This is a genomic window from Pirellulaceae bacterium (assembly GCA_029243025.1).
In the GTDB taxonomy this organism is placed as follows: Bacteria; Planctomycetota; Planctomycetia; order Pirellulales; family Pirellulaceae.
In genome coordinates this window covers 82,619-103,432 of record JAQWSU010000056.1, presented here as the reverse complement: position 1 = coordinate 103,432, position 20,814 = coordinate 82,619, and the positions used below count along the sequence as shown (strand labels likewise).

Sequence of the window (20,814 nt, the reverse complement as noted above, 5' to 3'; positions counted from 1 at the left end):
GCATCCTAAGCAATGGGGATTTTTAACATGTTGAGCGACGCGCTAGGTTTCCGATGCTGATTTTTGGTAGTCCCAAGCGCCGAAGTAAACGTCTTGGTAAATACAGCGGCTGAGAGATAGGCCGGCCTGTTTCGTTTCGGTTTGCATCCAGCCTTCGCTTTCCGGGAAATCGGACGCGTTTACGTGATCGACCGCCTGACGATTTTGCTCGGGAGTTAATGCGGTCCAATCGGTACGGATGTGATTGCAAAGACGGTGCAAATAGGTGTCTCGATCTTCCTGGTCTTGTCTGAATAGATCGATCCAGAGCAAATGTCCATCCTGACGAAGAACGCGATGGGCGCTGTGAAAGACCTGTCGTTTTTGTTCACTGCTGAGATGGTGGAGTGAATAACTCATCAAGATGATCGAACATGATTCGGTTGCGGCTTCTGATAAGAAAGTATTGATGTCACCACAGGTGAATTGGGTTCGACCGCGCCAAGCTGCTAACTGACTGTCTGCTTTATTTAAGGCGGCTTCTGAAAGGTCGATTCCGTGGTAATGGTGGACCATTTCCGAGGGGAAAATATGTTCCGAGATCCAGCTGTCGCCGCAGCCCAGATCGAGAATGTCGAATGGTTTGGGTAGGTCATTGACGGACTGCTTTAACCGATCCACCAATTCAGCGTGTCGCATGTAGTTGTGTTGAATGATCGCGTCGTAAAGCGACCACTGTTCGAAGACTTGCTTAACTTGATCAAGCGATGGGGTATTCATAGGATCACTTCGTTTTGTAACGACGCTGGATGTTGTGCGCTGGGATCGCGACCGTGTAGTGAGCGCCGTCCGGTTCGACAGACAACTTGATGTAATGGCCTTGGCAATTTTTGCTGTCTTGATGATTGGCGATAAAGTCATCGGGTACGTTGTTCACGACACCGTCGGGGCGCAAGTTCTTATGGACCTGATAAATGGCTTCAATGGAAGGGGTGGCTTTCAAATTTGCAAACACTTCGGGCATACATCCCTTGGTGTGTCCATTATTCATGATAGCCACCCGCGGCTTCAGTGATGAAAGTAGAATTGGATTGTTGCTACTGTCTAATCCGTGGTGGGTGACTTGATAGACATCAACCTCTCCCGGAAGATTGAAGGGATAAACAATTTGTTTTTCCTGGTTCCAGGTGACATCCCCCCCGTCAAAGAATTCAAATGGCCCAAAGCGAACTAGCATGACGATACTGTTGGCATTGTCCGAGCCGTCTCGGTCTTTATCACGATGGAGTTTCTTCATCTTTTCATTGCGGGCGGCGTCGACTTTTGTCGGATCGACGAATGACTTGCGAGCGCCCAAGCACACCATTTCCACTTTCGGTGCGGTCGTCTTGGTAGCGGCTTGCTTCAGGTCGATTGCCTCGCCCGGTTGAATGACATGTCGTTCGTCACAGCGGAAATTGAAATAAGCTTTTCCCGGATTATCCGGCATGCCGGCAAATACGCCGTTGTCATAAACCTTTTTGATGGGCAGCATCGACGAAAGCACTTCAGCTCCGCCGTAATGATCACGATGGTAATGAGTGACGATTAAATGATCGATTGCTTGGAGGCCGGCGATTTTACCCACGACCTTCGAAACTCTTGTGGAATCTCTCAGGCCCGGGTTGCCTGTGTCGATCAATACGCATTCGTCCTGAGGTGTTACGATAAGCGTGGCGGCACCGCCTTCGACATCAACCCAGTAGAGGTCGAGATGACCGTCCGACTTGCCTGCAACCGCAACGGAAACGAAACTGACAGTCAGAACAAGCAAAACAAGGGTGGGGGGAAGCTTTCGCATCTCGTGCCTCCAGTGGAATGGCTTGGGGTGTGCCCCGAGTATACAAGGAGCAAAGGAAAACGCTATGACTGAATCAAGATATCTTGCCGTCAAAGTCGTGATGATGCCTCGAGATACGAATCCCTACGGGACGATCTTTGGTGGCGTGATTATGAGTTACATCGATCAAGCCGGGGCGGTGGGGGCTCGCGACGTAATTCAGAAAAAAGAGTATCCACCTCAGACTCTCGTTACAGTAGCGATGGAAGGTGTCGAATTTCATGAGCCTGTGTTAGTGGGGGATACGGTAAGTTTTTGGACGAAGCTGCGCCGTATCGGACGAACCTCCATCACCATGCACGTCACGGTCGAAACAAAACGTCTGCAGGGTACGCGACTAGTGACACAGGCTGAAGTTACCTATGTGACGATTCAAGGAGAAGGCGAACATCGACGTCCTGTTCCCGTGAAGGGACTGACGTAATTCTACGGATTCCTTTTTCTTCCGTTTTCCGCCTGCCGAAACGCAAGCGTTCCCAGCATGCCCATAAGGACGATGGCGCCGCTGGCAGGCTCTGGGACGATTAATAGATAGGGGCCGTTACCGCGAGATTGCAGGTCGCCGCCTCCAAGAAAGGAGCCATCAATCAGCAGATCGTCAATGACCTGTCGGGGGCCTAAGTCAGGAGGCATGACTTGTCCAAACTCGATTTCCGTGATCCCATCGACGCGCAGACGAAATAGCTTTTCTGGCAACGCAAGATCAAAGGGGGACATGGCCGGCGTGCTACCCGCGGGAATGAATTGAGCACTTAAGGAGTGCAACTCGAGCGTCGTGAAATCGGCTCCTGCTGATCGAGCTCGTAAATATCCGTTGCTCGGGTCGTAAAATAAAGTGGCGCCGATTGCTAGGGGATGGGATGAGACGCTTAAGGTGACGGGAGTCCCCTCGGCGGTTGGAGTCTTCAACCACCCGCACATTGCAATGGCGATCCCGAAGTAACGCAGAAACAAGAAGTCGATTCTAGGATTCAGAAATGCTTGCATGCGACTCAATCCTCAAGCTGCTTTCTGACTTGATGTTTGGCAGGTGCATCACGATCGGTCTAATCCACGATAACCAAGCGTAGGAATGAAGGCAAATAACGTCGGCTTTTTGTGCTCGCGTCAATTCATTTGTACCGCTTGTTCTAGCAACGATGGAACCCCTCGCAGCATTGCAAAAAGGCATTCGTACCTGCGAATCGTCGTTGCAACGGTGTGTTGGATTACTTTCACTGCAGCTTTGGAAAACGGGATTCTCCAGCGATCAGTTGTTCAATGCTGGCAGCTTGTTGCGTGATCTTCGGCACCTTGGCGTCGTCGGTAAGAAAAAACTCGCAATTCGGATATGAGTTTGCTAGAACATTTTCGTCAGATGCTATTTGCCGGTCACGTGAGATTTTAATTCAAGGAAACATCAAATGGATAGCGGACGCCGTTGTGTTTTGCTTTTGTCAATTTTGTGCTGTTGTGGTCAGGCATCCTATGCTGAGGTTTTTGATATCTTTGATTTCGATGAGTCAGAAGAGGGGGCATGGTCCGATATTGACTTGACGACTTTAACGGTCCCTTTAGTTGCTGATGGATCGATCCAGTTGGACGGATCCTCTTCGTCTGCTGAGTATGGATCTTTTGAAGGTCGAACCGTCTCTCCTGGTTCGCCTGATGGAAGCGTTGGAAATGCGTGGATCCTGGGTTATGCCATCAATAAGGATTGGCAAGGTGCAGATGACAGTGAGTTTACTTTTTACTTGGCACACGACACGGACTTCCTCTACGTCGGTGTGGAAGTGAAAGACGACGCCGTTTACAGCGATAACGAAAATGGTCAGTTTTGGAAGGACGACGCGATCGAGATTGTTGTCGATGCGAATAACAGTCGAGCGAATGTCAACACAGACAAGAGGACCGAGTTCTTCAACGATTACGGTGGACACAACTATGTGAATTACGAAGGTCGATTCTCGCGCTGGGATGATGACCTCGAAGAATCTTCACCTGGTTGGGCGAATGAGGTTGATTGGGAATGGGGACCGGATGGCCAGATTTACGGCTTCGGTGAAGAAACGGATACGGGTTGGGCGATGGAAACGAAATTTCACAAAAGCCAATTTGAGGACCCCGACGGGGGCGGTCCTATCGAGATCGGGGATCGAATTGGTTTCAATATTGGTATGGATGACGATGATGGTGAAGACCTCGAGATCCAGTATTGGTGGGCCAATCGAGCTCGACCGCTTGAATTCGACGCATTTGCACTCGAAGACGGCGATACCATTGCGGACTATTCACCGGATGATTACGACTACGTGATCGATGGGGCCGGCCGCTTGGCACATGGTGGAACGGGTGAGATTATTTTCGGCGGGCCCAATGACCCCAAGGAAGTCATCGATGGGATCACGGATCCACAAGCCCGCCTTGACTATATCCACAACGAAATGAATACCTGGGTGGGAGATTCCAACTGCGACGGGGTCTTCAATTCCAGCGATTTTGTTTCCGTATTCACAGCCGGTGAATATGAAGATGCGGTCGTCGGGAATTCCACATGGGTCAGTGGAGATTGGAATGGTGACAAAGAGTTCAATTCTAGTGATTTTGTCTTTGCCTTCACCGATGGCGGATACGAGCAGGGAAAACGACCCGCTGCGGCCGTTCCAGAACCTTCCAGTTCGCTACTCATGCTGTGGGGTGTTGTCGCACTTTTCGCTCGTCGAAAGCTGAATTAGATCTGTTTGATTCGCAGCCTCATTTGCAATCGATAAGAAGCCAGGCGGAATTTTTCCTGGCTCCTTTTTTTTAAAAGCCGCTTTTCGCTTTTCTGTCGATTGTAGGCCAGGTTGGTGCTTGCGTGGCGTGACAGCCTGCCGCAGCGTACGTCGTCGATACGTCGTCGATACGTCGGATAGCTTATCATGTCTCATTCGACTTAATTCCTGCGCACCCGTTGAACTTGGCTGATTGAGGTTGAAGCCGCGAAAAAAAGCTGGCTCGAACAAATACTCTGAATTCTGACGAGTACGGAAGAAAGAGAGCTAACCGCTGAAAAATTCTTTATTCGTGCCGTAAGGCTTCGATGGGATCCATATAGGCCGCTTGGCGTGCGGGATAGACACCGAAGAGGATGCCGACACCGATCGAGATTAGGAAAGCCAGTGCCACGGACCAGGGAGCGATGCGAGGTTCCAGAGACTGCACAATCGGAGGCAGAGCATCTGGGGCAAAAGAATTGGTGATCCATTTGACGGCGTCAAAGATTACGCCACACATCAATCCAAAGAATACGCCGAGGAGTCCACCGACGCTTGTCAGCACAATGGTTTCCGTAAGAAACTGTTGGATGATGTGTTGTCTTTTGGCTCCTAAGGCACGGCGCACGCCGATTTCTCGGGTACGTTCCGTTACCGTGGCCAGCATGATGTTCATGATGCCAATGCCGCCGACGGCGAGGGAGATCCCGGCAATCACAACCAAGAGTACGTTGAACATCGCACGTGTACGCTCGGCTTGTCGCAAGAGTTCTTTGGGAACAATTACCGCATAGTCTTCCTGCTCGTGATATTTCTTCAACAGCGACTCAACAATCCGAGCCGTGACATCGACCTTGCTAATGTCGTTGACGGTGAGCGTGATCTGGCTCAATTCGACGATTTCTCCGGTAAAGCTACCCGGGCGACGTTCCATGATGAAGTCGCCAACTCGGCGGCGAAGCGTCTCGAGCGGAATATAAGCATCCAGATTGTAATCTCGCGATTCGAGGCTGCCGCCAATCGCAGCGGATGCCAAGCGAGCTTTGGTTTGTCCGATTACGACGTACAGATCCTCGCCAACCCAGACGGGTTTACCGATAGGGTCTTGAAACGGGAACAACGCTTTTGCAGTCCCATCGGCCAGCACGATTACATTCTCGCTATTGTCACGACTGCTGAACCACCGCCCCCTCGCTACTGCAAGTTGGTTCAGTTCCAGGTAATCCTTTGAGCAGCCGACCAGTTTGGCATCGGCATTGTGGTCCTTGACGCGGATTTCACGTCTTAACTCTCTCATCGGCACGGAGCGTTGAATGCTGGGAATATTCGTCAGCATGCGATCGTAATCAGCCCGCAATAAGCCATATCGAGTGACGCGATCATTGTCACCGGTCTGGTCGTTCGAATTTGGCTTGACACTTCGAACGATGATATTGGTTGCCCCGAGTTCCTTGATTTGTTGTTGCGCCTGGTGACTGACCCCTTCCCCCATCGCGACCAGCCAGATGACGGTTGTTGTACCAATGAAGATTCCCAGTGCAGCGAGACCTGCTCGCAGTTTTTGCAGCATCAGGCTCTTGGTGCCTAATTTCAGCATTTGATAATAGGAAACCTTCAAACGTCGTCACCTTGCACTTTTCTCAAGCGGTAGATCAAAATGGATCCGGCTCGCTGAATTCTCTACTTCGTTCCAGCGCCCTGGCTTGCTCGTTTGAGACTCGCATCGATTTCGGCTGCATTCACCTCACCGTTGCTATCGGTGTCGATCGACTCAAAATAGGGTTTGGTTTTTTCGTCGAATTCGTCTTTGGTGAGCACACCGTCACCGTTCTTATCACCCATTTTGAGCAGCTCCGCACCTTTTGATAGCTTGGCTTTAGGGGGAGCGGACTTTTTTGCAGCGGCTTTTTTTCCCGTTGGTCGATCAGCCGCTTTCGAATTGGGTGTCGGTGGGGTGTTTTGATCGGAACGGTTCTGATTCGAGGGTTGTAACGCTTTGGTTTGGGCTTCAGTCACAAAGTCAATCGGATTCAGGACGACTCGATCGCCCTCCTGTAAGCCGCTTTCGACAACAATAAATCGTTCATTGCTGTCGCCAAGCTGCAATTTGCGTTCGACAATACCGTTCTGCGTTTCTACCCAACAACTGAACTCTCGATTGTGTTGGATCACGGCAGCGACAGGCACCGTCAAGACGTCCCGATATTCTGCCAGAAAAACTTCCACCGCAACGCTCATGCCGGGCTTCAGTCCATCTTGGTTGTTAAGCTGGATTACGGTGTCGTACTTAACTACATTTCCATTCCACCAGCCCGTTGGTTTTGTGATTGAAGCGATCGAGGCAATTTCTCCAGCGATGGTTCGATCTTGCATACTGATCTGCGACCTCATGCCGATTTTCAATCGATCAACCTTTGACTCGTGGATCCCGACTTTGACTTGCATTTGTTTTAAGTCGGGCATGATCAATAAAATTTGATCTTCACGAACCGTGGCGCCTTCTTCGATATCAGGCTGTTCTTTCCATTCGGCAGCCGATGGGTAGATGACCATCCCATCGGACTCTGCCCGAATCACACAGTTCTTCAATTGGTCTTTGGCTCGCTTAAGTCTGGCCTCTTCGAGTTTGAGCGCCTCCGTGTCTGACGCATATCGTGCTTCCGTGGCTTTCAGCACGCTGCGAAGACCGATCAGCGTCTTTGATTTCGTGTAATTATCAAGCACATCCAATTTTTTGCGTGAAAGTTCAAGATCCTTTCTCGCTGCATTCACGCTAAATGCTTCACCCTGCAGTTGCAGTTGCGAGACCAGGCCTCGGGCGACAGAACGCTTGATTGACTGAAAGGATAATTCTGCACGTTTTAAGTCTTGTTCCTTCGTGTAAATCTCATTTTCAATCGTTTTACGATCCTGCTCGTAAACCCCTTCTAAGTATTCGGTGATGCCGATCTTGGCAACTTCCACATCACTCTCAGTTGTCGTTTTGTTGGCGAGTGAATTTTCGTAGAGGATCTGTTGAGAGCTGATGTTGTCTTCGATGGCCGAAGTGTCCATTCTGACAAGTTCGTCACCCGCTTTGACAAGGGTTCCACTTTCCACCACCGATAAGACAGTGCTTCCGCCTTTGACCTTACATTTGATTTCTTTATTGTTGGAACTCTCCAAAGTTCCATCTTCCGTCACGCTGACGACCAAATCGCCGCGTGTGATCTTGTGGGTTAGCACTTGCTTCGAACTCTTGCGACTTCCTGAATTAAGGGCGATCAGGCCGATGAGAGAGAGCAAAGCCAAGCCGCCTAGGGTCAGAAGAAATTTGGATGGCTTGGAACTGGTTTTTCCTGCTTGTCGACTTGTTTTACGATCGCTCCGATGAAAGGGATGGTCTTCAGCCGCCCGTGTTGTTTCCTTGTCTGGTCGGATCTCAGTCGACATAAACGTTGCTCGCTATCCATTTCATGCCTGGAATCGAAAATTTTCAGATGACCTCATGATTCGACAATTCTAGTCGGATGTCTGGAAATAATCTGTGATGTTTTTACCTGATTTTGTAACGTTTTGTAACACGCGTCGTCCTGGATCGATCTTTGTGTCCCATTTTCGACCGGCGGAGCTTAGGTTCGGCGGCTGGAAAGGTTGTGGTTCGTGGGACCGGTTCACTCGATAATGACGACGTCTCGGTGGTCACGAAGCGCGCGAAGCTGATGGAAAATATCCATGCGGATAGTTCCCGACTTGTCGAATAGCAATCGCGGGGATCGGGGGGGGGGGTTGTGACGGTTGCTTGCCATCGCGAGATGAGTTCATTCATGACGCGATCTCGTTGGCGATTAGGATGCATGTGATCGTATTGTAACGATTCATAGCCGGGGATTTGCTTGAGGGATCGTGATGCGATGTAACGAATCGCGTCGTAATCGTCAAACATGAGGTCAGCGAGGTAAAAGATCATCCAGTTCGATCCGGAAATTGCGCGGGCTTGGTCCCAGCCCATGCTCCAAGCCATCAGGGCCCGCTGTCCGGCGTCGCCCTTTAGAGTCCATAAGACCGAGGCTGCAAGGACTTGCTCTGATTGCTTGAGTGGAGGGATTTCATGCCCGTACCATTTGTTGAGTTGTTCCGCTGCCCACTTTGATGTCTGATCGAGGTGGCATTGATTACAGGCATTGGGACGTCCCGTGGCGAGGCTTGTTGCAATCGAAGGGCTGGTGATTGTATGGCTGCGAACCGCCTTTAACAATCCATAACTCGTGTGTGGCATGTGGCAGTTATAGCAAAGACTGCCACTTGAGTCCGGGAGGTGATGGGTATGGTCAGTTAGCTGGTTGCGGTAATTTTCGTGGCACTGAAAGCAGGCTTCATTTCCATTCATCCCAGTTGCTAATTGATCATTGGCCCAATCTTTCGAAGGGGCAGTGGTGGCCGCATGGAGGTCGTGGCAAGATAAGCAGGTCATCGCTTGATGATCGCTTTTCGCTTTCGAAAAACAGGGGGAGGCCAGTAAGCCGTTGTACTCACGACCGGCTACGCGAATTTCACCGTCTGACCAGAAACTGTCTTCAGCGTGGACTTGTTTCCAGCGTTGTTTATCTTGGATTCCCAGCAAATAATGTCGCGTTGTTGCTAAGTCATCCCCTGGCCGAAAGCGGTGTCCCGTTTGTGACCAATGTCCTCCCGGCTTCATGACCCAGGCTCCATGGCACTGGCCACAGACATCAGCAGATTTGCTGGCGGAAAGTGTTCTGGGGTTCACGATTGAGTCGGTCGATGGGTTGTTTTCAGCTGCAAATTCGTTTTGTTGCCGTGCGTGGACGTGCTGTTGTCCGGGGCCGTGGCACGCTTCGCAGGAAATACCAAACTCGGCAACTTGAGTGTCGATGTTGTTCGGACCTAACAGACGAGGCTGTGAGCCGGTCGCATGGCACTGATTGCAGCCCTTGTTCCAATCCCCCTCGCGAATCGGAAGGCCCGCCTTGCTGGGGCGTAGAAAGGCGGTCTGTTCGGGAACCCAAATGCCCGCCTCAATTAAAAAAACTAACGGTGACATTCCAAGTTCGCGTGTGTTACCGGTCGAGTACCAGTATTTTTGCATGTGATGGCTGCCGGTAGTCATCACGAATTTTCGCTCGAAATGGAGGGTGTCGTCGCTGCCTCGTATCTCCATGCAAAAGTCCTCACCCTGGCGTTCAGGTTTGAACTTCCATCCGTAAAAACTGAGCTGTTGCCCCTCGAAGCGACCTGAGACGGTTTCTGGACTCACGACTTGCGTCATCGTGCGATGGTAGGAAGCTTGCCAAGATGCATGTTCATCAAGATGACATTCGAGGCAGGCATCTGACCCAACGTATCCGGTGTGCACCACTTCAATCGGGCGATTCTTTATGGATGAGATAGGCAGCGGGAGGGCGCTCGGAACTTCCTTGCTGGTCTCGAACGCTGTTGCGATGGGCTTTGGCGCCTGCGGTTCTTCCGATTGGCAACCAAAAACCAACAAGAGCCCGCTGGCGCAAGCGGCCGAAATCCTTGATCTTATTAGCGAACAGGGTCGTGGCACGAAAAGTTTCCCTTCGGCTACCCGTCTGCTGAAAAGCCAAACAACGGGTGATAATAGCCTGTTTGGCCGCAAACAGTTGATTGCGGTCGGTAGTCTAGCATGTTTCACAATCGTCGTTCGTCAAGCAATTGCCTCGCTGAGCGATCGATGTTTCCGTGGAAGCGACCCGCCTTTCGGTTTTTGACGGGGGATTGGCCTTTCAACGGCTTCGCTTCGCCTGGGGCGCTTGTTCCGTGAGTTTCGTCCTCGAATGGAGGCAAGTCGTCCTGGAAAGTCGGGGCAATCACCCATACTTTCGCGTAGGTTGTGGTAGGCAGATTCGTTATATTTGACCAATCCTCTCCGCGATTGACTGTGGTTTCATGACTGTGGTTTCATGAATGGCCGCAATCCATCATTCAGCTTTCTTTCAATCACGTTGACGAAGGTGAAGCATGCCACGCGTCTTGATCTCTACGGAAATTTTGCGTGACCAGACAGGTCCGCACACTGAAATCTTGAGTCAAGCTGGATTTGAGATTGTCTTTCCGAAAAACCATAAGCTCGGTCGAGGCGTCTGTGGATACGAGGAAACTATTGAGGAATTGCACGGTGTCCATGCGGTGCTTGCGGGTGCCGAATACATGACCGCCGAAACGTTTTCAGCGGTTCCAAGCTTGCGTGTGATTGCGCGGACAGGTGTCGGGTACGACCGAATTGATGTCGCTGCTGCCACTCGGCACGATGTCTTACTGACAATCACTCCTACGGCGAATCACGCAGCCGTTGCGGAACATGCTTTTGCGCTGTTGTTCGCAATTTCAAAACGAGTCGTCACGGGGGATCGTGACACGCGGGCGGGGCAATGGCCACGCGAACTGACGCAGCCCATTCGCGGAAAGACGATTGGACTCCTTGGGATGGGCCGAACAGGAAAAAGCATGGCAAATCGAGCCCAAGCATTTGGCATGACGGTGATCGCACACGATCCCTTTGCCTGCGGCGACTATGCCAGGTCCCATAATATTGAATTGGTCGATCTAATCACGTTGGCCGAACGGTGCGATGTGCTGAGTATTCACTGTCCAGATATTGAGGCCACGCGCGGCGTCGTTGATCAAACGCTGTTGAATCGAATGAAGCCGACCGCCATCCTGATCAATACAGCGAGAGGACCGATTGTTAATGAAACCGATCTGATCGATGCGTTGCGGCGGGGCCAGATTCAGGCCGCGGGGTTGGATGTTTACGAGGCTGAGCCTCCCGCGTCCGACAACCCTTTATTTGAGCTTGAAAACGTGGTGCTCACACCGCATTCGGCCGGCGGCGAGCAGCTTGCGATGCGTGATATGGCGATTGAGAGTGCCCAGTGCATCGTTTCGTTATTCGCGGGGCATTGGCCCGAAGGTGCCGTGGTGAATGATCAATTGCGATCTTCTTGGAAGTGGTAACCCGATCGCTGCTACATGTCCCATCGGTCGGCCGCGATGCGATTGAGGGTGGTACGAAACGTGGGCAGTTGGCAAGGAATCTTGCGATGGGAACCACTTTGCGAAAAGCGTTCGCGGTGAATTTCGCCAATAATTCGAGCGCGTCAGCCGAAGTGGGATCGCTCAACTCCTGAGACGAACCGACTCAGCTATCGCATTGTCGAGGCGGATCGAGGAACGAGGCGAGAGACACATTGTTGTCCTGAACCGATTGGTTTCTTTCCGGCGGAAAGGCGACCTCCAGCGAAAAGGAGCCGTCGGCTTCTTGAATTAATTGTACTGGGACACCTGCTTTGCATTGGTCGCTCACATTGGCAATTACAACGCCTTCGAGATGTTCTCCAGTCGATGAGTGTTTTAACTTTGCGATCTTCATTCTCACCACCGATAACTGAAGGTGAACAGGGAGGAGGACTCGTCAAGGAAAGCGGGTCGACAATTTTGTCTCTCTTAATCATGGGATATCGAACACGGTTGAATCGAGCCGACTCGGGGAAATCGTGCGAGAAACGGGCGTTATTTTCCTCATAACTCCACTGATCCAGTCGCGATCTTAGTAGATCACTCAATTCGCGTGCCGAGTACCTAGGCGTCATTCGTGACGGAGCAAATTCTGGAACGTTGAGGATGGGTTCTTATCGGGATCGACTTTCATTTCGTGACGGATCCCAAGACGCTGTTGATGCGAGCGTTGATAGCGATTCGATCAAGCTGTCAGGGTGTCATTAATTGGCGGCTCACGAGGGAGTAGACAGCTTTGTGAAGGGGTGCTGGTGATTCGTGTCAAAAATTTGAATCATGCAGTCTTTGGTGGATCGTTAAAAAATTCGCGCATGATTTGTTGCCGAACGCCCCTTGGTATGGAGGGGGTCGACGGAAATTTTCGCTGTTGGTAAAAAAGTTGTGGAAGATTGAACGTTGTTAGAATCCGTGGCGATTTGTTTGGCTTTATTCATGTTGCGTTGATCTCTTTGCTGATTGGGGAGATGGAATATGCGTTGCTTTATCCAAATAGGAATTTGTTTCTTTGTGAGCCTGATGGTTGCTAGCGAACTCTTGGCAGAGGCTAACTATTGGAACGAGCTGGGGGGTGGTTTTGAGCAAGGCTATGTGGCGAGAAACTATCAGCGTTCTTCATTCTTCCTGGCAGGTGGCGAATATTATGACGACCAAGATAGTTCTCGCTATTACGAGTCTTTGTTTCCGCAGGTGCCCAACTATGTTTTCGATCCGGCAAGCGAAAATATGCGCAGCAATCATTTGTATCCCATTCCGTCTGACATGCAGGGAGCCGATCCGATGCGGTTTCGGATGCAGGATGGAAAGCTGCAAGCCAAAATGACAAGCTTCTACCTTTCGCTCGGCGCTTTCGACGATGGGGTAGCTGGCTACAATTCACAATTTGATTTGCACAAAGATCGGGCGAAGCAATTTGGGGCCGTTAACTATCCGAAAACTGCAGCCGATGGCGGCGCCGGGGGCGTGATTTGGCTAACCCCGATTGGACATTTGAAGGACTACATGAATGCAGGACCGGCCAAAGGTCAATGGGCAACTGATCCAGAGACGCTGACTGAATATGAAGTCGGGGGGACTGCTGAAATACCGGTGAAGAATTTCATCAGCGGAGCAAATCCCTACAATCGTGCGGCATCGGTTGTTGGCATGCTCAATGGACAATTTCAAAATCCGTTGGGTGGTGAAAATGATTTTCTTGGATTTGGACAGTTTTACCGCGTCGCAGATATCTGGGTGAATGTAGACGACATCGCGCGTACGAGTGTGCAGTCAAGCTCGCGGCTAGACCAAATTGTTAAACCGGTCGAGTTTGTAGAAAGTGTTCGCCCACTCGCGCCCGCTCCATCAACCAATCATCCACAGCTTTCAGATCAGCAAATTCAGAATTTTGGATATTGGGGAGATTATCAGGATCGAACGAGTGAAAATCAGGAATCTTGGTTCGACAAAATGACCGTCACTTACTCGCTAAAACCCCAAAATGATGGTGGCATTTTGTCGACTGTACTGCGTAATGGTGCGATTAAGCTTTCTAGAAGAGTCGATCAGAACGAGTTGCAAGAACTGCTTAGCGAACATGGTTTCGAGCCGAATGATGGCGATGGCTGGGAATTCGAAAAGAATCTCTGGTCAAGTGACAATAACTATACCGGCAATCACAGCAAGCTAATTCCCTCGGCGTTCTACCCTTGGTGGTGGGAGAGTAATACCGAGACCGGTGTTTTTCCCTGGACGGGGCATGGTTTTACCTATGATTGGTACTTCGGTTACAGCGATGAAGATTATTCTCGCATGGGGATATCCGACGAATGGGCCGCCAACGCACTCTCTGAGTTCATCATCAAACCCGGTGCTGAATTTACAGTGGTCGAAACGAGGGAACTCGTTCATTATCTGACTGATCATCCAGCGCCTGTTCAACCCACATTGATTCCGGAACCGAATACGTTTTGCTTGGCTCTCTGGGGAATTGCACTGTTGCTGCGAAGGAGAGCTCGACGGACGTCGTAACCCAGCTATTCGCCTGCTGATTTGCGGTTGCCGGAACGAGGTCCTTTTGCCTTCCGTAACAGTTCGTTTTTCTTTGACGGGTGTCTGAATCGGGGTTCAGGTTGAGGAACACAAGGAATGTTTTTGAACGCTTTTCGATCAAGAACAGTGCCCCTCTTGCTTACCATTCTGTTACGGTTTCCTGAGTTCGTGCAATACGGATTTGGGGATCCGACATTGAATCGATAGTTGTCTTTAATCGCTTGATGTATTCGGCTTCGAAATCGCTTCCAGAAACGTTGAACCAACATTGCTAAAGTTGAACAGATGCAGCCCCTGTTCTTCTGCGAATTTGGAGCAGAGATTTACGCCTCGAATGCTGTTTCCCATCGGGTCGAGACGTGGGGAGTAGATGCCCATGCCTAGCTGTCGATTGACCACCGCCATGATTCCTCCGGACACACCGCTCTTAGCAGGTACTCCAACTTTGAGGGCCCACTCGCCGGCGAAATCATACATTCCACAGGTGAACATCACCGTTAAGACATCGCGGACAGCAGATAAATCCAGCACGTCTTTGCCTGTTATCGGGTTGATGCCGATATTTCCCAGGGTGGCTCCCATGATTGCCAGGTCTCGGCACGTGACGCGAATGGCGCATTGTCGAAAGTAGGTTTGAAGCAAGTCCTCAATGTCTTGCTCAACTACGTTGACGCCTCGTAGTAAATAAGCAATCGCCCGATTCCGGTCACCCGTTGCGAGCTCAGATTTGTAGACCCGTTCGTCAACTTCGAGTTGCCTGCCGGCGGCTTTGCTCATGAGGTCCAGGATTCGCTCGAATTTTTCATCCCCTGTCTTGCCCGGTACCATCGAGGTAACGGCGATCGCGCCCGCATTCAACATTGCATTAAACGGACGTTCGCTTCGAAGTAGGTGAGTGCTGTTGAATGCGTCTCCGCTTGGCTCGACGCCGATGCGTTTCAGCACCTTCCTCCCGTCCATTTTCCTCTAAAGCGAGACCGAAAACGAATGGTTTTGAAATTGACTGAATGGTGAACTCTTTTTGGCTGTCTCCGTGCTCTGTGACGCTCCCATCAACGTGAGCGATGGCTGCTCCGAAAAGATTCGGATCGGCTTTCGCGAGTTCTGGAATGTAAGTTGCGATCTCGCCTTCGCGGCAATCTTGAAAGGATAGGAAAAGCCGATCAAGAGAATTTTTCAGCTGGTCTTGGATTGACTGTGGATTGTCTTTCGAATGGTTCATCGATCAGGTCCAGTGTTGTTGCTTCAAATTGCGTCCCAAGCGACAGAGTTGTGTCTGCCTTTTTTTGTAATCCGAGGTTTGAACAACTTCAGGTCAATGATCGTACGCTGGCCATTCAGCGTTTTCCACCGAATTACAAAACGGTTGGGGGGTGGTCGCTGTTAGCTACGAGGATCGGTGTGCCGATTCGGAGGTTTCAGTGAACATAGTACTTGGTCTGTCCTTTGAATACCTCAGGGGGATTGACTTCAGTGACAAAAAGTCAAGGTTGAGACATTAGATCGACGTTTTTTTTCAAGAGGGGCTTGTTCACTGGAGAATTCAAGCAAGACAGCTGTCGCCCAATAAAAACAGACATTTCCCACCGCAGATCGGTGGCAGGAAATGCCTGAGTGGGCGATGAGGGGCTCGAACCCCCGACCCCCTCGGTGTAAACGAGGTGCTCTAGCCAACTGAGCTAATCGCCCGCAAGTCCTTACTTTACAAACGAAGCTTTCTCGGTGTCAATGCGTCGTGGTGGGATCCGATCGGATCCGATTTAGGTCGACTGCAGGTGATAGCCGACACAACCCTGGGAAAAGCGTAATTCGCTTTGCTTTGTCGGAAGTGCTTGGCCAGCCCGATCTGGGCCAAAAACTTGGTTCAGGTGAAAAAAATCGGAGTCGACCCATCTCGGTCGACTCCGACTCGAATACACGCTGGTAAATGCTCCTTCGTTCTGATCGGGAAAGCTTTGTTTTACGCCACAATTGCATGGTCGCATCCAAATCAAGCATTGCTGCCGAATCCGCCCGAGGATCTCAATGCGATTTCGCATGGGTTGGGTAAGATCCGGCCATTTCAAGCGTTTTGTTGGCTCCTCAGGTTGGCGGCCGATGCGACGGAAAAGATCGTTCGCGATTGGCCGACCATCGAAACGATCTTGCTTCGAGCTCTCAAAGACGTCAGAGGACTCCTGGGGTGGGAAGTGAACCAGTAAGGGTTAGCAGAATAGTCGCTGCCGAATGCTGGAGTTCTTGACCCGGCAGGGCAACTTGAGGTTGTCGAGGCAGGTCACCAAATCGACTTATTGATCGTTCTTATTGGGGTGGAACGGAATCGCAGGAACTAAGCTATTGGGTGTCGTCAATGAGTCGGTCAATGGAAAGGGTTGATTGATTGGACTGTTGATTGACAGGAAACTATCGCTCTTGAGATCGTTTGACCGCTTGCTTCAGCGAATGTCGAATTGCACGCGCAGGCCGTGAATTTTAGTAGCCTCATTGGCTCAAAGCTTTCGTGGCTTTGGGGGCTGACCTTGCGATCGGTTGAGTTACGTCGACTGACGAGAATAACTTTTGTCGAATGACAAGTTGGAAGTGTTGATACTTAACCGTGTCATATGCTCACGGGAAGTCAAGCACGGTTCGGTTGGCACATTTCCCCGGGTTTGATTGCAGAACGCATGCGGCCTGGAGGGTGTCGATCTGTTGCAAGTTGGACGCAGCGTGGAGTGCAGTCAACTTGGCGTAGTGGGTGGCAATAGTCACAAATATTCACAGTGGGGTTTCGTGCATCGTGATGCGGTATAGCAACAGGCCAATGTTGAATTCAAGCAACCCTTGTGGATGTTACGTTGGATCCTTGTTTATCGCTGCGTGAATTGCCGCTTCCTGTTTTCCAAGCGGTTGTTTCTGGCAAGTTCGTGGAATTAAAAAGCTCTCTGATCGGAAGAATTTGCCTGGGCTTCCTACCTTCCCGTAGATGAAAACGATCCAAATCTCTAAAAAATGCTTGTTAGCCGTGGGGGCGAGTTGCCACACCTTCTTTGGCAAACTAGCATCAAGGGTAGGAATGTGCTGGTTGCGATTGCCGAATCAGTCCCCGTTGTTGTTCGCTTCGCCGCGGACGCGAGCCAACAGTGTTTCGAGAGGTACCGACCAAAATGAATAAAAAGATTGTCGTAGCGACGTTTTTCGCGTTGAGTTTAGTTTGTGGGATGGGCCTCAATGCACAGGTCGTAACGACTTATTATCCGCCTGTTGCGCCAGAGACGGTGACGACTTACTATGCTCCCAGCACGGTGGCAGCGCCCTCGGAGACGGTGACGACTTACTATGCCCCGAGCACGGTGGCAGCGCCCTCGGAGACGGTGACGACTTACTATGCTCCCAGCACGGTGGCAGCGCCCTCGGAGACGGTGACGACTTACTATGCTCCCAGCACAGTGGCAGCGCCCAGCCCAACCGTCACGTATTATTCTCCAGCGCCTCAGCCGGTGACGACTTATTATGCTCCCCCACCGATTTCGGTTGTTCCGGCGCCGGTAACCACCTATTACGCACCTGCGATTCCGACGACCACCTATTACGCACCGGTTGCTCCAATCGTTGCTCCCACGACTGTTTATCGGGCTCCCGTATTGACCTATAACCCGAATCGCCTTTTGCCGTCTCGCCGATGGGCTTGGTTATCCCCCTGATCAAGGTCAGGGATTTTTCCGAATGTGAGGGGCCGTGTGACGTTGACGGTCCCATTTTTGTGCGCGACAGTTGTTTCCGGCACCGGTGTCTTTGCCGAATCGTCAAGGCTTGCCACGTGCGTTTGATCGAACCAGGTGGTATGGGTCCAACTCTGGCAGGGACTCTCATCTCTTTCGTCGCTTTTGTCCGATCTACCTTGAGCATTGGCTTGTAGGATTCTGGTGGTCAAAGGAGATCTCTGATGGTGAGAACACTGCTTTTTTTCGGTTTGGTCGCACTTTCCAGCACGGCTTACGCCCAGAAAAATGCATCGGTCCAAACGCCTGCATCTGGGGATGCGGTTGTCTCACGAGTCAACCGCCAGGTGAATTCGGTGGAACGCCGCATTGCTCAGGAAGACAAGCGTTTACAGGCTCGAATGGTGCAGATTTCCACGATGCGTCAGACGGCGTTGAAGCGTGAAGATTCACGAGCATTGAAGAATGTCGAACTGCTAGAACAGCAGGCTTACAAAAATTATGAAGTTCGCATGACTCGAATTCTTTCGGAACTCGAGGGTGATCCAACAAAGCCCAAGGCGAAGCGTCGCACCAACACTCGAACTCGCTCCTCGAGTGGCAAATCGCAAAGGAAGACATCGAGACAAGGCTCCGTCTCTCGACGATCTAAGGCGGGTCGAGGCTTCCGTCGCTAACTCTTCTGGGAGGGTTGTCGACGCGAGCAAAGAAGATGCGATTAAAAAAACACGACGCGAGCAATTGGGCCAAGCTCGTGCCGTGTTTTTTTGTCGAGCGAATTCTACCAAGGAGTCATGTAGATCCCATTGCCCCGTAGGCCAATGTCACCGCTTGGAATCCCGATGGAATCGAAATACCTTGCGTTGAAGCCTCCGATGTACTTCGGATAGAGGTAGTTGTAGTGTGAATACTTGTAACTTCCGTAGACCGGAAAGTTTTGACGCTTGACGGGGTGTCGTCTTCCGAAAATCTTTCGTTTCGCTTCACAATTCGGGGTCGTGATCGTAGTGAATGCTAATAGCACGATTAAAAACGACATCTTTCGAAGCAACTTGTTCTTGATCATCGAAAACTCGCTGAACAAAGTGAATGTGAATCGATCCTGATGCATAGGAACATACCATTTGCAATCCGGTTCTGGCTGAGTTTGCGGCTTAAATTGACTTCAATTTATTTTCTGGAAATCGGTCCAGTCGGGACGGACGGGTCGTAGGCACTTCGAGAACGGTGAAAACGGGTTGTCATTCGCCAGGCGACTGTTTCGAGGGTACTCATCGGTTCTGAGGGCGAGTGACGGATCTCTTCGGTCAGGTTGCGACGTGGCCGGTCTTCACGATTCGTGTCGGTTGCGACGTGGCTGGAGGCGTTGATAGTCGGCAGGTGTGTCGATATCTTCCGGACGCTGATGTCGTGGCATGGCGATCTGTTGACGAGTTGAGCGTTTGATGAGTGCATTCAATCCCTCGTTCATGGCCAGTTGACTTACACGACTCGCCAACGTCCAAGGGATCAGAACGGGGTGGCCTGGCTGGCTGTCAAAGGTCGGCACCAGAATTGATTGAGGAAACTTGTCTCGAGCTTTGATCAGCCGTTCGATAACATCAACCTCGAGAGTTGGCATGTCGGCCGGCGCCAACAGCCAACTAGCCGATGAATCGGGCGCGTACCGTTCGACCAAATGGTTTAGGCCATGAATGACCGACTGTTTCATGTCGGCGGGAGCCTTCTTCGGCAGGACGATATCAACGTCATGACAGCGACAAACGGCCTCTAAGGCTTCGTCATCAGCTCGGATTACAATGACGACACGGCAAACCGAACTCGCCTGCCAGATTTCGAGTAGGTGATCGATTACGGTGCGGTTACCCCATGGCAGCAGGAGTTTGGGGGTTCCCATGCGTTGGGAGTGGCCGGCTGCGGGTATGATTGCATACATGAAATCTACCTTGTTTGGCTCCTCACGAAGCCCATCGGCACGATTTATCGCGGATCAATCGGTTAGCGACCGTGAGTGAACGGCTCGTTGAAACCGATCTCTGGCAATTGTATCGCTGGAAGGATCGATGAAACATCCGGGTATTTTCCTGTGGGCTCCACCAAGATCGAGCTGTTTCATCCTTCATTGTAGTGGGCTGATGCTTTAGAATGGGAACACGTTGATATGGTAAGTGTTGCCTTGAACAATCGGAGGAAAATTCATGGGCCGTTCAGCACTTTGCGCGGTATTCGTGTGGAACTTGATGCTCGGTTGGGGACTGACGGGGACGAATTGTTGTCGAGCCGAACCCATTGCGGGACATTATTTGGAAGCTCGTACCTGCCAAGTTTATACGGGACCTTGTTTTGCCAATGGCGAAGTTGGCATGGCGGGGAAGGATGCTGTGATGGCTTGGAGTATCGACTCGGGGGAACTTCATGGGGCGGATCTCGCCGGTTTGAATGTGGCCGTGGTGCTGAAGGCATCTGCAACCTTGGGATTTCACGGTCTTGAAGATGCCGATCAAATTCAATCCATGATTGTCGTCGATAAGGAAGCCACCCCGCAGCAACGAGCTGCTCTTGTGCATTTTGCGAAATCACAAACGGGCAAAGCAGCGGACGGCGTCCAGAGTGTGCTCGACGCGCCCTTCACGCTGCAACTGGATGACTCCGCTCTGACCGCCAAACTCAAGGTCGGGGAGCTCGTGAAGCTACAAACTCGCAAAGCTCGTCCGGACGACTGTATTTGTTCGAATGAATCGGCTTACTACCCACCGTTGGCTAAATTGCAAGGGTTCGTGCCCGGAGTCACGATTGATGGGCAGGTGAAGGCGCGTAGTTTAAAGACCCGTTGGTCGATTCCCGATTCCCGATCTTCTTATCTTGGTACCTTTTTGATTCAGTAGTTTCGAGTTTTCCTGCACGAGTTTTCCTGCACTTTAATCTGAGATTTCGACGAAACGCCCCTGAC

At 51.1% G+C, this 20,814-nt stretch carries 17 protein-coding genes and 1 tRNA gene; 7 read left to right on the top strand and 11 right to left on the bottom strand.

The window, feature by feature from the left end; translation table 11 throughout:
* Positions 1-42: 42 nt before the first annotated feature.
* Both P8N76_27870 and P8N76_27865 read right to left on the bottom strand, forming a co-directional pair.
* Complete coding sequence (locus P8N76_27870) at positions 43-759, bottom strand: class I SAM-dependent methyltransferase (GenBank protein MDG2385519.1); 717 nt, start codon at positions 757-759, stop codon at positions 43-45.
* Between the two features lie 4 nt (positions 760-763).
* Entirely contained in the window at positions 764-1,819 is a 1,056-nt protein-coding gene (locus P8N76_27865; GenBank protein ID MDG2385518.1) for an MBL fold metallo-hydrolase, read from the bottom strand.
* Between the two features lie 64 nt (positions 1,820-1,883).
* Here P8N76_27865 and P8N76_27860 point away from each other — a divergent pair, with 64 nt between their 5' ends.
* Positions 1,884-2,282 (top strand): hotdog domain-containing protein, encoded by a 399-nt coding sequence (locus P8N76_27860; protein ID MDG2385517.1) that lies wholly within the window; start codon positions 1,884-1,886, stop codon positions 2,280-2,282.
* Between the two features lie 2 nt (positions 2,283-2,284).
* Here P8N76_27860 and P8N76_27855 read toward each other — a convergent pair whose 3' ends face one another.
* Positions 2,285-2,845 (bottom strand): hypothetical protein, encoded by a 561-nt coding sequence (locus P8N76_27855; protein MDG2385516.1) that lies wholly within the window; start codon positions 2,843-2,845, stop codon positions 2,285-2,287.
* Positions 2,846-3,261: 416 nt separating this feature from the next.
* On the opposite strand from P8N76_27855, the gene P8N76_27850 reads away from it, so the two are divergent.
* Positions 3,262-4,572 (top strand): sugar-binding protein, encoded by a 1,311-nt coding sequence (locus P8N76_27850; GenBank protein MDG2385515.1) that lies wholly within the window; start codon positions 3,262-3,264, stop codon positions 4,570-4,572.
* Positions 4,573-4,897: 325 nt separating this feature from the next.
* Here the strand turns inward: P8N76_27850 and P8N76_27845 are convergent, their stop codons facing one another.
* The 3 genes from P8N76_27845 to P8N76_27835 form a co-directional block, all read right to left on the bottom strand.
* Positions 4,898-6,211 (bottom strand): ABC transporter permease, encoded by a 1,314-nt coding sequence (locus tag P8N76_27845; GenBank protein MDG2385514.1) that lies wholly within the window; start codon positions 6,209-6,211, stop codon positions 4,898-4,900.
* Positions 6,212-6,273: 62 nt separating this feature from the next.
* On the bottom strand, positions 6,274-8,025 hold the full coding sequence (locus tag P8N76_27840) for a hypothetical protein (GenBank protein MDG2385513.1): 1,752 nt from the start codon (positions 8,023-8,025) through the stop codon (positions 6,274-6,276).
* A gap of 103 nt (positions 8,026-8,128) precedes the next feature.
* Complete coding sequence (locus P8N76_27835) at positions 8,129-9,862, bottom strand: cytochrome c3 family protein (protein MDG2385512.1); 1,734 nt, start codon at positions 9,860-9,862, stop codon at positions 8,129-8,131.
* A 716-nt stretch (positions 9,863-10,578) separates the two neighbouring features.
* On the opposite strand from P8N76_27835, the gene P8N76_27830 reads away from it, so the two are divergent.
* On the top strand, positions 10,579-11,574 hold the full coding sequence (locus P8N76_27830) for a phosphoglycerate dehydrogenase (protein ID MDG2385511.1): 996 nt from the start codon (positions 10,579-10,581) through the stop codon (positions 11,572-11,574).
* Between the two features lie 184 nt (positions 11,575-11,758).
* Here the strand turns inward: P8N76_27830 and P8N76_27825 are convergent, their stop codons facing one another.
* Positions 11,759-11,989, bottom strand: a complete 231-nt coding sequence (locus tag P8N76_27825) for a hypothetical protein (protein ID MDG2385510.1) — start codon at positions 11,987-11,989, stop codon at positions 11,759-11,761.
* Between the two features lie 617 nt (positions 11,990-12,606).
* Between P8N76_27825 and P8N76_27820 the strand changes: the two genes are divergently transcribed.
* Entirely contained in the window at positions 12,607-14,142 is a 1,536-nt protein-coding gene (locus P8N76_27820) for a hypothetical protein (protein ID MDG2385509.1), read from the top strand.
* A gap of 234 nt (positions 14,143-14,376) precedes the next feature.
* Here P8N76_27820 and glsA read toward each other — a convergent pair whose 3' ends face one another.
* A complete protein-coding gene (glsA, locus tag P8N76_27815) occupies positions 14,377-15,108 on the bottom strand; it encodes a glutaminase A (protein ID MDG2385508.1) in 732 nt (243 codons plus the stop codon).
* Between the two features lie 670 nt (positions 15,109-15,778).
* Positions 15,779-15,852, bottom strand: a tRNA-Val gene (locus P8N76_27810).
* A gap of 1,457 nt (positions 15,853-17,309) precedes the next feature.
* Here P8N76_27810 and P8N76_27805 point away from each other — a divergent pair.
* Both P8N76_27805 and P8N76_27800 read left to right on the top strand, forming a co-directional pair.
* Entirely contained in the window at positions 17,310-17,846 is a 537-nt protein-coding gene (locus P8N76_27805) for a hypothetical protein (protein MDG2385507.1), read from the top strand.
* Positions 17,847-18,088: 242 nt separating this feature from the next.
* A complete protein-coding gene (locus P8N76_27800) occupies positions 18,089-18,541 on the top strand; it encodes a hypothetical protein (GenBank protein ID MDG2385506.1) in 453 nt (150 codons plus the stop codon).
* A 104-nt stretch (positions 18,542-18,645) separates the two neighbouring features.
* Here the strand turns inward: P8N76_27800 and P8N76_27795 are convergent, their stop codons facing one another.
* Positions 18,646-18,930, bottom strand: coding sequence for a hypothetical protein (locus P8N76_27795; protein ID MDG2385505.1), 285 nt, complete (start codon positions 18,928-18,930; stop codon positions 18,646-18,648).
* 264 nt (positions 18,931-19,194) lie between these two features.
* Positions 19,195-19,800, bottom strand: coding sequence for a nucleotidyltransferase family protein (locus tag P8N76_27790; protein ID MDG2385504.1), 606 nt, complete (start codon positions 19,798-19,800; stop codon positions 19,195-19,197).
* Positions 19,801-20,062: 262 nt separating this feature from the next.
* Here P8N76_27790 and P8N76_27785 point away from each other — a divergent pair, with 262 nt between their 5' ends.
* Positions 20,063-20,749, top strand: coding sequence for a DUF1326 domain-containing protein (locus P8N76_27785; GenBank protein ID MDG2385503.1), 687 nt, complete (start codon positions 20,063-20,065; stop codon positions 20,747-20,749).
* Positions 20,750-20,814 lie beyond the last annotated feature (65 nt).